This window comes from Nocardia sp. NPDC058640 (genome assembly GCF_042716995.1).
In the GTDB taxonomy this organism is placed as follows: domain Bacteria; phylum Actinomycetota; class Actinomycetes; order Mycobacteriales; family Mycobacteriaceae; genus Nocardia.
On the sequence record NZ_JBHXRG010000039.1, the window covers coordinates 9950 to 24111 of the forward strand.

A 14162-nucleotide genomic window follows, 5' to 3' on the forward strand; every position below is an offset into this window, starting at 1 on the left:
GGGTCCCCCCCCTGGCGGTTGCTGTGTGGTGCGCCCGCCCCCACCCCCCCCGGGGGGCCCCCCCCCCCCCCGCCCCCCGCCCCGGTTGGGTCGTTATCTAGTCAGTCGATGCACCTACGCTGCCGCATCGGCAGTGCGACGTGAGCATCCAGCACCTCACCGACGACGAACAGTTCAGGCCAGTCCATGGCCCACGGTCCCGGCACCGGCGCGACCAGCCCGGCCTCGCGCAGCGTGCGGATTCGGCGCGGAGTCAGGTTCGAGAACCCGGCACCCAGTTGCGTCGCCAGCGTGTGGATGCCGCTGACATTGAGTCGAACAGCCCGCGCACGGCTCAGCAGTTCGACATCGACCTGCGCGGTTTCGGTCGGCGGGCAGACGGTCAAGTCCAAATGCGTGGTGTAACGGGATGATCCCCGCGTGACCGCAGTTGGTCAGGCGGTCAACGCTTCAACCGAGTCTCCTTCCTGCTCGTCAGGCAGCTCACCCAGCCCTCGGGAACGGGCCAAAACATCCAGGCCCAGGTAGCGGCGTCCTTCGATCCACTCGTCGTGTTGCTCGGCCAACACCGCTCCGACCAAACGGATGATCGCGGTGCGGTCGGGGAAGATCCCGACCACGTCGGTGCGGCGACGGATCTCCTTGTTCAACCGTTCTTGGGGGTTGTTCGACCAGATCTGGCGCCAGATCTGTTTCGGGAACGCGGTGAACGCCAACAGATCCGCGCGAGCCGCGTCCAAGTGCGCAGCGACTCGGGGCAGCTTCTCAGCCAACGCGTCCAGCATCCGATCATATTGGGCAGCAACCGATTCCGGATCGGCTTGGTCGAACACCGAATGCAACAAAGTCCGAACCCACGGCCACGATGATTTCGGGGTCACCGACATCAAGTTCACGGTGTAGTGGGTGCGGCATCGCTGCCACGACGCCCCCGGCAACGTCGCCCCGATCGCGGCCACCAGACCCGCGTGCGCGTCGGAGGTCACCAGCTCGACCCCAGACAATCCCCGCGCGACCAGGTCACGGAAGAACGCCAACCAGCCGGCCCCGCCTTCACCGGAAGTCACTTGCAAGCCCAGGATCTCGCGGAACCCATCGGCGTTGACGCCGGTAGCGACCAGGGCGTGGACGTTGACCACGCGCCCGTTCTCGCGGACTTTCAACACCAACGCGTCCGCGGCGACGAACGCGTAAGGCCCTTGGTCCAGGGGACGGGTCCGGAACGCTTCGACCTGGGCATCCAGATCAGCGGCCATGATCGAGACCTGGGACTTGGAAAGCTGTGTGACACCGAGGGATTCGACGAGTTTCTCCATCCGACGGGTCGAGACACCGAGTAGGTAGCAGGTCGCCACGACGCTGGTCAACGCTCGTTCGGCGCGTTTACGTCGCTCCAAAAGCCAGTCGGGGAAGTAGGTTCCCGACCGCAGTTTGGGGATCGCGACGTCCATGGTCCCGACGCGGGTGTCGAAGTCGCGGTGACGGTATCCGTTTCGGGAGTTGACACGGTCGTCGCTGCGTTGGCCGTAGTCCGCACCACACAGGGTGTCGGCCTCGGCGTTCATGATCGTGTGCACGAAGCTGGACAGCATTTCTCGCAGCAGATCAGGGCTGGCCGCGGCGAGTTGGGCATCGAAGGGCTTGTTCGGGTCGATACGCTGGACAGAGGTCATCGCGTGGTTTCTCCTTCAAGTGACTTTGGCGGTCTCTTCAAGGGTCACGCGGTGACCTCCCTATTTCCGGCTACGACACGCTCGGACCTGGTCCGATGGTCGGGCCGTACACCACGCTATTGGACGCAACCCAACTCGCCGCGATGCCGAATCAGCCCTTTACGCAGCACTTTTCGCGATGACAAGCCCCGAAAAGCTATGGCTAACAGCGACGTCGCACCGCCCGATGTAGTCGTTAGCGTTACTCAGAATTCCTTCGGAAGGTACTTCATGCATCGTCGAATGATCCGAATCCTGCTCGCCACCACCGCAATCGCCGGCATCGCCACCGCGGGCGCGGCCCCTGCACTCGCGGCCCCCGCCCGACCAGCCGCGATGGCCGGGACAGGCTCCGCGGCAATCGACGTCCCCCTCGCGATCATCAATATCCTCCTCTGCGGCCCCTACGCAGGCGCCGAACCCCACCCGACCCCGGCGTGCCGCTAGCAATGGATGCTCAGCGAATGCCCCACTCACCGTGGGGCATTCGCTCGTGGCACGGAGTCAGTCGACGACCGTCACCCAACTCGGCGGCCTGCCGGTCAGCGGGCCGACCTTGCCGATGACCTGCCCGGCAGGCGCCCCGGCATCCGCTGTCCGCACAACAGCGAAATGCGCCCCGACAGCCAATTCTGCTGGTGTGCAGACGAATTCGTCGGTGACCAACAGCGTCATCTGGCCGGCATCATCGGCGCAGACTCGAAGACCGGCACGCGCCCCGCTCAGCACCAGGGGGACCACCTCCGCCCACGCCTCGTGTGGTCGGCGCTCCAGGACGATCGGCCGGCCGTCGGCGACATCGGCCATCGCGTCGAGAGCAGCCGGGATGCCCACCATCTCGGGGCGTCGATTGGCCAGCGAATGTGTCACCGACACGACCGCGATCCCGGCGACGAGCAGGCCGACACCGGCGTACTTCAGCTGGTCGACCCGCTGGGCGAGGCCGATCAGGAGCAGGAAGAACATGAACAGTGGGATGGCGTACGAGAAATAGCCGATATAGGCCTCGTTGATCTGATCGATGCCGATCATCGCGTAGATGAACATCAACGGCACCGTCACCGCACACACAGCCAGGCCGCGTCGCAGGAATTTCTGTCCACGCGCCACCACCGCGACCAGGGCGAACAGCGCGACGAAAATGACCGGTGCGAGAACGCGATCGGGCCCCCAGAATTGCACGGTGTACGACGCCGCGGTCCACGGCATATGAATTCCGTGACCGCCGCCGTAGACAAAATACTTCGGGAGTTCGCCGGGGTAATTCAGCATCGTGTTCAGCCGGATCGGGAAAGCGAACAGCACGACGACCGCGCCGACCAACCACCAATCCCGCACCGCGACCGGCAGTTCCCAACGCCGCACGAGGTAGAGCGCCGCACCGCCGAGCAGTGTCACGAAGAACAGGAATTCGGCGTGGCCGTGGATCAGCAACCCGCCGGCCAGCGCCACAATCCAGAGGTGTTCGGTGCGCCCCGCCACTACCGACGACACCGCGACCAGAAAGACCAAGAACGGTGCGAAATACACGTACGGGAACCACAGTTGGCTCAACAGTTCCGGGTACACCGTCACAAACAACAAACTCGCACCGCCCAGCCCGGCGATGAGCATCCACGACGGATACCAGCTGTAGACAATGCTCGAAACCAGCGCCATCATCGCGGCATTGAACAGCAGAATGGCGATCGCCTGACCGTTCCACGGCGACGGCACCAAACTCGACACGTCGTAGAACAACCATTCACCGAACGCCTGCACATAGATCAGCCCGGGCCCGGGATGATGAAACCCCACCCGGGAATAGTTCCCGACCAGCAGCTCGAAATCCTTCGCCGCCAGCACCTGGATCGACACGGTCGCCGCGTCGCCCTCCTCGAACACCACCCGAGTGAACAGATCCCGACTGCTGGCGACCAGAGCCGTGGCATAAGCCACCCAAGCCACGAGGAAAACCGCGATCCCCCGGAAGCTCCTCGCCTCGAACGTGGTGCGCACTTCTTCTAACTGATCAGTCTTCGTCACACCACACCGCAAATAGTTCGAACAGGGTCGAGCCAACCCATCGCCAGCGGTCCGAGCCTAGTACAAGGGCCGCACACCCCCCTGGAGTGTGCGGCCCCTACGTCACACACTCAGCGCAACGTGGCGCTGAGGTGCGGGTAGCCCTTTTTGGGGTGCAGGATGGACAGGTCCCAGCCGGGGTCTGCTTGGTCGGCGTAGATGTTGATCGACGACGGCAGGAAGATCGGCTTGCCGAATTTCACGGCGTAGGTGACCTTTTCGGGGATGCGGCCTTCGACCGAGGCCAGGATCGCGGCGGCCGACCACATGCCGTGGGCGATGGTTTGCGGGAAACCCATTGCCTTGGCGCCGATTCCGGAGATGTGGATCGGGTTGCGGTCGCCTGATGCTGCGGCGTAGCGGCTGATCATTTTCTGATCGACGCGCTGCACGCGCAGGGGCGGCGGGGGGACCTCGTCGGCGGGGGGTGCCGATTTGGGGCCGCCGGACAGGGACGTGCGTTGCTGGTGCAGGAAGGTGGAAACCTGGCGCCAGACCAGTTCACGGCCCACCCGGATCTCCGTGATCGCGTCTACGAGAAGACCTTTCGGGTGTTCCCGCAGGTTCTCGATGTGCGCGGTGAAGTCGAGCGGCTCGGCGATCGAGATCTCGCGGGTGCGTTCGATGACGTTCGAGAAATGCACCGAGCCGACCGCGGTGAACGGAAAGTCCCGTGCCACAAGCAATTCCATGACCAGCGGGAACGCCAGGATGAACGGATACGTCAACGGCAGCGAGTCGCTGAAACGCAAACCGGTGGCATGACAGTAGGCGGCCAGGTGATCGGGGTCGACCCGCACACCCTCGATGACCACGCGACGGTCGGGCAGGATCGGCTTGCGGGCCGACAGCGCGGCGGGCAGCGGGACCGCGCCCAGCGCCGCCTTCGCGTACAGTCCGCCGTTGCCGGGGACCTCGGTGAGAGTGATCGTCTGGGTCATCAGGCGCCGATCAGGCTCTGACCGCAGACGCGAACCACGTTGCCGCTCACCGCGTTCGACGCGGGGCTCGCGAAGTAGGCGATGGTCTCGGCGACGTCGACGGTCTCGCCACCCTGCAGCAGCGAGCTCATCAGACGGCCCGCCTCACGGGTGCCCACGGGGATGGCGGCGGTCATCGCGGTCTCGATGAAACCGGGGGCCACCGCGTTGATGGTGATGCCCTTCTCGGCCAGCAGCGGCGCTTCGGCGTCGACCATGCCGATGACGCCGGCCTTGGACGCGCCGTAGTTGGTCTGGCCGCGGTTGCCCGCGATGCCCGCGATGGAGGACACGTCGATCACGCGGCCGCCTTCCTTGAGCACGCCCTTGGCCACCAGGCCGGAGGTAATGCGGTGCGGGGCAGCGAGATTGACGTTGATCACCGAGCTCCAGCGACCCTCGTCCATGTTCGCCAGGAGCTTGTCGCGGGTGATGCCTGCGTTGTGCACGACGATGTCGATGCCGCCGAAACGCTCGGTGGCGAAGTCGGCCAGGCGCTCGGCGGCGTCGGGCGCGGTGACGTCCAGTGCCAGCGCGGTGGCGCCGACCCGGTTCGCGGTGTCCGACAGCGCCTCGCCCGCGGCGGGGATGTCGGCGACGATCACGGTGGCGCCGTCACGGGCGAACACCTCGGCGATGGTGGCGCCGATACCGCGCGCGGCACCGGTCACGACGGCGACCTTGCCGGCGAGGGGCTTGTCCCACGAAGCGGGGGCGACGGAATCGGCGGCACCGACGCGGATGACCTGGCCGTCGACGAAGGCCGACTTGGCCGAGAGCAGGAAGCGCAGGGTGGACTCGAGACCCGTTGCGGCAGCACCGGATTCGGGGTGCACGTAGACCAGCTGACCGGTCGCGCCGCGCAGCAGTTCCTTGGCGATCGAGCGGGTGAAGCCTTCCAGCGCACGCTGGGCGATCTGCTCGTCGACCGAACCGACCAGCTCGGGGGTGGTGCCGAGAACCACGACGCGACCCGACGGCGCGAGGCTGCGCATGGCGGGCTGGAAGAATTCGAACAGCTGCGCGAGCTTGTCGATGGAGTCGATGCCGGTGGCGTCGAAGACCAGCGCGCCGTACTTGGTGCCCGACTCGACCGTGTCGGCGACGGTGTAATCCGACAGCAGCGCACGCACCGGTTCGGCCAGACGTCCCTTGCCGCCCAACAGCACCGGACCCGGCAGCGCGGGCTCGCCGGCCTTGTACCGACGCAGCTGCGCAGGCTGCGGCAGACCCAGCTTGTTCGCGAGGAACGCGCCGGGGGCGGAGTGGATGAAAGATCCGTAGAGGTTCGGTGCACCCTTGCTCTTGGCTGCCACTGTTCCTACCTTCTGTGCTCGACGAGTGTGTGACCGTGCTCCGCCCAGTGTCCCCCGTGTGAGCGCACACTTGCGGGTACGGTGTCGACAACGAACTTACTCCGGAGTAAGTTTAATGTAAACCGATACGACGCTGTGACCGCACGGGGGCCCATCCACCGGCCGGCGTACCCGGAACCGACGAGACCATGGAGAAACTCGAGTGACAAGCAAAGCCCGCTCGGCGACGGCCAAGTCCAGCACCGCCAAGCCCGCCAAGACCCAGCGCCCGGTCGCCATCGTCGGCGGCAACCGCATCCCGTTCGCGCGCTCCGACAAGGCCTACGCCAAGGCGTCCAACCAGGACATGTTCACCGCCGCACTCGACGGCCTGGTCAGCCGGTTCGGCCTGCAGGGCGAGCGCCTCGGCATGGTCGTCGGTGGCGCGGTGCTCAAGAAGGTCGGCGAGCACAGCCTCATCCGCGAAAGCGTGCTCGGCTCGAAGCTGTCGCCGTACACCCCCGCCCACGACTTGCAGCTGGCCTGCGGCACCGGCCTGCAGTCGATCGTCACCGTCGGTGACGCGATCGCGTTGGGCCGCATCGACTCCGGCATCGGGGGCGGCGCCGACACCACCTCCGACGCGCCGATCGGCGTGAGCGAGGACATGCGCGAGTGGATGCTCACCGCCAACCGCGCCCGCACCAACAAGGACAAGCTCAAGCTGGTCGGCCAGCTGCGCCCCTCGATGCTGGGCATCGAGATCCCCAAGAACGCCGAGCCGCGCACCGGCCTGTCGATGGGCGAGCACGCCGCGGTCACCGCCAAGGAATTCGGCATCGCCCGCGAGGCGCAGGACGAGCTGGCCTACCTCTCGCACAAGAACATGGCCGCCGCCTACGACCGTGGCTTCTTCGACGACCTGGTCACCCCGTTCCTGGGCCTGACCCGCGACGACAACCTGCGCCCCGGCTCGACCGTGGAGAAGCTGTCGACCCTGAAGCCGGTCTTCGGCGTCAAGGCCGGCGACGCCACCATGACCGCGGGCAACTCCACCCCGCTCACCGACGGCGCGTCGGCGGTGCTGCTGTCCACCGACGAGTGGGCCGCCGAGCACAAGCTGCCCGTGCTCGCGCACCTGGTGGACTCCGAGGTCGCCGCGGTGGACTACATCCACGGCCCCGACGGCCTGCTGATGGCCCCCACCTACGCGGTCGCCCGCCTGCTGGCCCGCAACGGCCTGACCCTGCAGGACTTCGACTACTACGAGATCCACGAAGCCTTCGCCTCGGTGGTGCTGGCGACGCTGGCCGCGTGGGAGTCCGACGCCTACTGCAAGGAGCGCCTGGGCCTGGACGGCGCGCTCGGTTCCATCGACCGCAGCAAGCTCAACGTCAACGGGTCCTCGCTGGCCGCGGGCCACCCCTTCGCCGCGACCGGCGGGCGCATCGTTGCCTCGACGGCAAAGATGTTGGCGGAGAAGGGATCTGGCCGCGCGCTGATCTCCATCTGCGCCGCCGGCGGGCAGGGCGTGGTCGCGATCATCGAGCGTTAGTCGCTGCTGATCTACAACGACGGCGGGTGGTCTCCGAGGAGATCACCCGCCGTCGGCATTTTCACGCACTTCGTCGCCGAACAGTCAGAAAACTGATTCCAATCAGGCCGATTGCGTGATTAGACCGGGGTGTCAGCTCGCGCCGATAGCGGCGGCGATCAGTGGCCAGGAATTGTGCAGGTCCTGTTCCCAGTACTGCCAGGTATGGGTGCCTGCCGGACGGAACTCAGTGTGGGCGGGGATGTTCAGCTCGGCGAGGCGCGCGGCGAGGCGCTGAGTGCACTGGTTCGCGGCGGCTTCGATAGCGCCGCCGAGCAGGATCTGGTTGGTCATGCCGAGGGCTTTTCCGGGGGTCGCGCCGGGCGGGAGGACTTCGGCGGAGCCGGGCAGGCCGGTCGCGCTGGAGAGGTAGATTGCCTTGCCGCGCAAGCCTTCTGCGTGGAGATACGGGTCATTCGCGCGCCACGCGGGGTCGCCGGGTGGGCCCCACATGTTGACGGGGTCGGCGCCACCACGAGCCAACACGAAATCGATGTAGGCGCGGCTCACGGGGTCATCGACCGAGGCGCAACCGCTGTAGGCACCGACGGCGCGGTAGCGGTCGGGGGCGGCGATGGCGAGGTTGAGCACGGCCGTGGCCGACATCGAAAGGCCCGCAATGGCATTCACCCCGGTGGTCCGCAGGGTGGCGTCGATGATCGGGGGGAGTTCTTCGGTGAGGAAGGTCTGCCATTTGTTGCGGCCGCGCTTGGGGTCGTCGCGCTGCCAGTCGGTGTAATAGGAGAACGCGCCCTCGGCAGGGGTCACCACGTTGACGTTCTTGTCGGCGAAGAAGCTCACGATATCGGTCTGGTTGTACCAATTCGCGACGTCCTCACCGCCACCCGCGCCGTTGAGCAGGTACAGCGTCGGACGCGGCACACTGGTGTCGGCGGGGGTGATGACCCGCAGCGGGATCACCCGGTCCATCGCGGCCGAGTACACCGACAGCGTCTGCTGACGCTGGCCCGGCCGGTCGACGTGATCGAGTCGCGAACCGTCGGCGCGGGCGCTGCCGATCGACGAAACACACAGCAGCGCAACGATGACTGCCAGCACAGACTTCAACAGAGAACTTCCTCGCACACGCAGGGCCGCAACAACTTTCGACACGTACCGAAGCGCCGGGACGGCAGCGCGAACCCCGTCCCGGCGATCGGATCAGCTCCCGATCAGGTTGCGCAGCACATCGCCGATGATGTCGGACACCGAACCGGTGGAGCTGAGCTGACCGTCCGACGAGCCGAGCCCGTTGTCGCCGAGGCTGCCGATCACGGTCTCCCCCGCGTTCGCGCCGCGCGCGGTGAAACAGGCTGTGAGGTTGGGCATTTCGTTGCTGACACCCACGGTGCCCGCCACTCCGACGCCACCGCTGGTGACCGACTGGCCCACCGTGAGCGAGCTGGGGACCGGGTAGGTGATGGTCAGGGTGACCGGGTTGCCGGAGTTGACGAACCAGCCGGTGCTGGTGACCTTCCAGCCGCCCGCGTTGGGGGTGGGCGTGACCTCTTCGGTCACCTGCCCGCCGACCGCGTGATAGGCGGTGATGGTGGCCTTGGTCGGCGCGCCGAAGCCGGTGGGCGGGAAGTCGGTGATGGTGTTGACGTACGGGTTGCCGATGCCGGTGGTGCCGATGACCACGGTGTAGGTGGCGGCGGTGCCCACGCCGATCTCCGCCGCTTCGACCTTCTTGTCGTAGATGTGGGTGACGCCGACGGTACTCCAATCCTGCTTGGTGTCGTGGCTGCTGCTCGCACAGGTTTGCGCCGCGGCGACGCCGGAGCCGAGACCGACCCCGAAACCGGCGACGACCAGGGCTGTTGTGGCGAAGCCCGCGGCGAGACGCGAAGTCCGGAACATGATTTCCTCCAAGGCTGACCCCCTTCGCGCACAACGTATCGGCCCTACTGGACGCTTGTCCTGAAAACTGGAACACGTTCCCGTTTTTATGGAACATTCACATTCCAAATTGGTCCGACAACGCGACAACCGGCCTTCTGACGTGCGAGAAGGCCGGTTGCGGGCGTCAAGGGGGCTACTTCTGCGGCAGCTCGTTGTGGCCGCCGAACGCCTTTCGCATCGCCGACAGCATCTTGTCGGCGTACAGGGCCTGGCCGCGCGAGGAGAAGCGCTGGTAGAGCGCGGCGGACAGGACCGGGACGGGCACGGCGGTGTCGATGGCGGCGTCGATGGTCCAGCGGCCTTCGCCGGAGTCGGAGACGCGGCCGCTGAAGGAGTCCAGGTCCGGGTCGGCGACCAGGGCGGACGCGGTCAGGTCCAGCAGCCAGGAGGCCACGACCGAGCCGCGACGCCACACCTCGGTGATGGCCGGGATGTCCAGGTCGTACATGTAGTACTCGGGGTGCTCCATCGGCGTCTCCTCCGCCGAGTGCTCACCGTGCAGGTACTCCGAGCCCGCGTTCGCGTGCTTCAGGATGTTCAGACCCTCCGCGTACGCGCCCATCGCGCCGTACTCGATGCCGTTGTGCACCATCTTCACGAAGTGCCCGGCACCGTGCGGACCACACAGCAGGTACCCCTTCTCCGCCTGCGACGGCTCACCGGTGCGGCCGGGCGTGCGCGGGGCCGACTCGTAGCCGGGGGCGATGGTCTCCAGCAGCGGCTGCAGGTAATCGACCTGCGCCTGCTCGCCACCGATCATCAGACAGTAGCCGCGCTGCAGACCGAACACACCACCCGAGGTGCCGATGTCGAGATAGTGAATACCCTTGGGCTCCAACGCCTTCGCGCGCTTGATGTCCTCGTGGTAGCGGCTGTTGCCACCGTCGATGATGATGTCGCCGGGCTCGAGCAACTCGGCGACCTCCTCGATCACCTTGCCGGTGGCGCCCGCGGGGATCATCACCCACACCACGCGCGGCACGTCGAGCATGCCGATGAACTCGGCCATATCGGTGGTGCCACGGAACTTGTCGCCGAGCTCGGATTCCAGCTCGGGGATGGGCCCTGGGTGCCGTTCGTAGCCGACGGCGGTGTGCCCGTCGCGCACGATGCGACGCACGATATTGGCGCCCATCCGGCCGAGGCCGATCATTCCCAGCTGCATCAGTTCTCCTCGTAGTCCGGTGGTGGTGTCCAGTCTCACGTCGATTGTCTCGCGCGGGCGAGCGCGACGTCAGGGCGGTGCCTGTGCGGCGCGCCGACATTGTTCCGAATGGGGTGTAACGCCCCGGTCGGAGCACCGATAAACAGATCGGCTCCGTGTAGTTGCCAGACCCCCGACCCGGCAACTACGCGGAGCCTTTCTGTTGCCCGCACACCGGTCGCCGGGCTGCCGAGCGCGCCGATGCGCGTTACCCTCGGGCCGGAACCCTCAAACATTACGGAAGGACCTCCGTGCCCAGCGAGTCGACTGCCGGACGACCGGCCGACCGAAGGGGCGAGGTCGGACTACGCAAGCTGCTCGACTCCAATCGCACTTTCGATGCCGACACCACCGCCCTGACCCAGCCCCTCAGTACCGTGACCCGCGATCGCTGGTCGCCCACCCCCGGCCCCACCCCGCCGCCGCCGACCTCCCCGGTCAACCAGCAGCTGGTCAAGCGGATCGGGATCGTGGTCGGTGCCGTGTTCGCCGTCGGTACCGCCGCCTACCTGGCCGACCTCGCGTTCAGCGCGGGCGAGGTGCCGCGCGGCGTCGTTGTCGCCGGTGTGGAGCTGGGCGGCATGGACCAGACCGAGGCCGACGCGCTGCTGCACGCCGAGCTCGGGCCCAAGGCCGAGCGACCGCTGCCGGTGCGCATCGGTGACGTCCAGGCGAGCCTGGTACCCGCCGCCGCCGGTCTGGCCGTGGACTACGACCGCACCTGGGACGCGGTGGGCAGTCAGCCGCTGAACCCGATGCGCCGACTGATCTCACTGTTCGGGACGCGCGAGGTACCCGTGTCCAGCACCGTTGACACGGTCGCCTTGAACGCTCAGGTCGAGGCGTTCCGCGCGCACGACAACCCGACCGTCGAGGGCACCGTCCGATTCGACAACGGCAAGCCCGTCGCCGTCGCGCCGGTGCCGGGCCGGGTGCTCGACACCGAGGCCGCGCGCGCCACCATCACCGATCGTTGGGCCGCCAGCAGCGAGCTGGATCTGCCCGTGGTCGACGCGCCCGTGTCGGTGCGCACCGATGCCGTGCAGGCGGCCGTGCGCGATATCGCCACTCCGGCGGTCGCCTCGCCGATCACGTTGGCGGGCAAGGATGTTCAGACGTCCCTGACCACCGGTCAGATCGCCGACGTGTTGAGCTTCGTGCCCGACGGCAACGGTGGGCTCGCGCCGAAGATCGACAACGACGCCGTAATCGCCTTGCTCGCACCGCAACTGGTGAAATCCGAGATCGAACCCAAGGACGCCACCTTCGCCTTGGGCGTTGGCAAGCCGACCGTGGTGCCGTCGGTCGTCGGCGAAAAGGTCGACTGGGCAAAGACTCTGGAGCAGCTGCCCGCTGTACTCACCCAGCCGGGACCGCGCACCAGCCCCGTGGTGTACCAGCGGATCGAACCCAAGCTCACCACCGAGGCCGCCAACGCACTCGGCGTCAACGAGGCCATCGGCGAATTCACCACCGGCGGCTTCAGCGGACCCTCCGGGGTGAACATCCGCACCGTGGCCGCGAAGGTGAACGGCGCGTTCGTGAAACCGGGAGAAACGTTCTCGCTCAACGAGTTCACCGGTCCCCGCACCGCCGCGGAAGGCTATGTGGAATCGGGCATCATCGACAAGGGCCGGCCCAGCACCGCGGTCGGCGGCGGCATCAGCCAGTTCGCCACCACGCTGTACAACGCGGCCTACTTCGCCGGAATGGAAGACGGCGGACACACCGAACACAGCTACTACATCTCCCGCTACCCGGCCGCGCGTGAAGCGACCGTGTTCGACGGGGCGATCGACCTGGCCTTCCGCAACCCCGCGACCACGGGCGTCTACATCCAGGCCGTGGCGTCGGGCTCCGACATCACCGTGCGGTTGTGGGGCACCAAAACCGTGAACGTGGAATCGATTACGGGCGAGAAGTCCAAGCCGACCGAACCCAACGAGGTGAAACTGCCCAAGGGTAAGGACTGCATCGCGTCCGAGGGTGCGCCCGGTTTCACGATCTCCGATACGCGGGTGATCACCGATGCCAAGACGGGTGCGCAGGTTTCGCGGCACACGCGGACGGTCAAGTACGACCCGATTCCCGTGGTGAAGTGCGAGTAGGGATTCAGTAGGTGGCTCGCGCGTAGGGTGAAACGCCCTGCGCGCGAGCCGTTTTCGTCAGCAGTTGCAATCGCAGCAGCAGCCGTCGCAGCAACACCCGTCACCGCAGCAGTCCGCGCAACTGCTGCAGCAGTCGCACCAACCGCAGCAGTCATTGCAGTGCTTGCCCCAAGCGTCCTTTCGTTCGCCGGTGCACGGATTGGTGTGGTCGAAACAGAAGGCCATCCCGGTGCAGTAGACGCCGAAGACCTGCCCCGCGGCCCGGAACGGACCGGGCGGATTCGGCCGCTGTTCGGGCGGCGATGGGAACTCGTACGGCGACTGCTGTTGAGCGGTAGCGGAATTGCGGCACGCATGACCGACCGCGATCCCGAGACCTCGACCGAGCCGACGCAACAGACTCGCCAGTGGATCCAGTAGCGCCCAACGCACGGTCGGCAGCTGATCGAGTTCCGCCTCGACCGCAGCCTCCCGAATCCGAGACTCGCTCTCGCGCAACAGCTCATAAGCACGCGGCATACCCGTCCCAGTCGCCTCGAGCGGATTGAACCGCCCACGCACCCGGTCACGTTCGAGATCCTCGATAGCGTCCGCCAGATGCGCGATACGCCCGACATGCCGCCCGATCTCCTGCAGCGCCGCAACGTTTTCCGGCCGACCGGCCAACGTCGCGGTATGCCCGAACAGGGTCGCGGCACACAGCTGCGTCGGCCCGGTGAGTTCGTCGAGCGTGATCGCAGGAGGGCACGACCGATCCTCCTGCACCGCAACAGCATCGGCCGATGCCGCGACCGCCCGAGCTTCGAGTGCGGACTGCGAGGCGATCGCCGCGAGCATCGGCCGCACATCCAGCCCGATCAGATCGGCCTGCCGCTGCGCACTGACCGCCCACGCCTTCGAGACCCTGCGCATCGGCCCACGAGCAAGTACCGACGCATCACCATCATCGACATGATCACCGATCTTGGCCGCCCCCAACAACAATGACGCCGTAGCCGCCAACTGCACCCCCGGCGCACTCGCACTCACCACCGAGGCCCGTTTCATCCCCCGCAACGGACACGGCGCCGCCATCGTGCGCGCCCCCTGCCCCGCCTGCGCCTCGGTGAGCACACTGAGCACGATCGCGTCGGTATTGGTTGCCGCACGGGCCAATTGGCCGTGACCGTCGCGCAAACCCAGACACAGCCCGCACATGTGCGCCTGCCACTGCCCCGGATCGATGCCATATTTCGCCGCGCCGTGCGCACACGGCTTCAACACACCGAACAACTGCCACCCCGTCTGTCGCGAACGTCTAACC

The 14162-nt window shown here is 66.7% G+C and carries 12 protein-coding genes; 3 read left to right on the forward strand and 9 right to left on the reverse strand.

Going from position 1 to position 14162, the window contains the following annotated elements; genetic code table 11:
- Positions 1 to 101: 101 nt before the first annotated feature.
- Both ACFWU5_RS26440 and ACFWU5_RS26445 read right to left on the reverse strand, forming a co-directional pair.
- Entirely contained in the window at positions 102 to 392 is a 291-nt protein-coding gene (locus tag ACFWU5_RS26440) for a hypothetical protein (RefSeq protein WP_379269492.1), read from the reverse strand.
- Between the two features lie 42 nt (positions 393 to 434).
- On the reverse strand, positions 435 to 1673 hold the full coding sequence (locus tag ACFWU5_RS26445) for an IS256 family transposase (protein WP_379269494.1): 1239 nt from the start codon (positions 1671 to 1673) through the stop codon (positions 435 to 437).
- 270 nt (positions 1674 to 1943) lie between these two features.
- On the opposite strand from ACFWU5_RS26445, the gene ACFWU5_RS26450 reads away from it, so the two are divergent.
- On the forward strand, positions 1944 to 2159 hold the full coding sequence (locus tag ACFWU5_RS26450; RefSeq protein WP_379269495.1) for a hypothetical protein: 216 nt from the start codon (positions 1944 to 1946) through the stop codon (positions 2157 to 2159).
- Between the two features lie 57 nt (positions 2160 to 2216).
- Here ACFWU5_RS26450 and ACFWU5_RS26455 read toward each other — a convergent pair whose 3' ends face one another.
- The 3 genes from ACFWU5_RS26455 to ACFWU5_RS26465 form a co-directional block, all read right to left on the reverse strand.
- Positions 2217 to 3737: a hypothetical protein gene (locus ACFWU5_RS26455; RefSeq protein ID WP_379269497.1), complete on the reverse strand. Its 1521-nt coding sequence runs from the start codon at positions 3735 to 3737 to the stop codon at positions 2217 to 2219.
- Positions 3738 to 3847: 110 nt separating this feature from the next.
- On the reverse strand, positions 3848 to 4717 hold the full coding sequence (locus ACFWU5_RS26460; RefSeq protein ID WP_379269499.1) for a MaoC family dehydratase: 870 nt from the start codon (positions 4715 to 4717) through the stop codon (positions 3848 to 3850).
- Positions 4717 to 6072, reverse strand: a complete 1356-nt coding sequence (locus ACFWU5_RS26465) for a 3-oxoacyl-ACP reductase (protein ID WP_379247450.1) — start codon at positions 6070 to 6072, stop codon at positions 4717 to 4719. The genes ACFWU5_RS26460 and ACFWU5_RS26465 overlap by 1 nt, the downstream gene beginning before the upstream one ends.
- 202 nt (positions 6073 to 6274) lie before the next feature.
- On the opposite strand from ACFWU5_RS26465, the gene ACFWU5_RS26470 reads away from it, so the two are divergent.
- A complete protein-coding gene (locus ACFWU5_RS26470; protein ID WP_379269501.1) occupies positions 6275 to 7606 on the forward strand; it encodes an acetyl-CoA C-acetyltransferase in 1332 nt (443 codons plus the stop codon).
- A gap of 132 nt (positions 7607 to 7738) precedes the next feature.
- On the opposite strand, the gene ACFWU5_RS26475 is transcribed toward ACFWU5_RS26470, so the two are convergent.
- From ACFWU5_RS26475 to gnd, 3 genes are all read right to left on the reverse strand, one after another.
- Entirely contained in the window at positions 7739 to 8713 is a 975-nt protein-coding gene (locus tag ACFWU5_RS26475) for an alpha/beta hydrolase (protein WP_379269503.1), read from the reverse strand.
- Positions 8714 to 8806: 93 nt separating this feature from the next.
- On the reverse strand, positions 8807 to 9505 hold the full coding sequence (locus tag ACFWU5_RS26480) for a hypothetical protein (RefSeq protein WP_379269505.1): 699 nt from the start codon (positions 9503 to 9505) through the stop codon (positions 8807 to 8809).
- A 175-nt stretch (positions 9506 to 9680) separates the two neighbouring features.
- Positions 9681 to 10712 (reverse strand): phosphogluconate dehydrogenase (NAD(+)-dependent, decarboxylating), encoded by a 1032-nt coding sequence (gene gnd / locus ACFWU5_RS26485; RefSeq protein ID WP_379269507.1) that lies wholly within the window; start codon positions 10710 to 10712, stop codon positions 9681 to 9683.
- Positions 10713 to 11002: 290 nt separating this feature from the next.
- On the opposite strand from gnd, the gene ACFWU5_RS26490 reads away from it, so the two are divergent.
- Entirely contained in the window at positions 11003 to 12859 is a 1857-nt protein-coding gene (locus ACFWU5_RS26490) for a VanW family protein (RefSeq protein WP_379269509.1), read from the forward strand.
- A gap of 57 nt (positions 12860 to 12916) precedes the next feature.
- On the opposite strand, the gene ACFWU5_RS26495 is transcribed toward ACFWU5_RS26490, so the two are convergent.
- Complete coding sequence (locus ACFWU5_RS26495; RefSeq protein ID WP_379269526.1) at positions 12917 to 14122, reverse strand: DUF5685 family protein; 1206 nt, start codon at positions 14120 to 14122, stop codon at positions 12917 to 12919.
- Between the last annotated feature and the right edge of the window lie 40 nt (positions 14123 to 14162).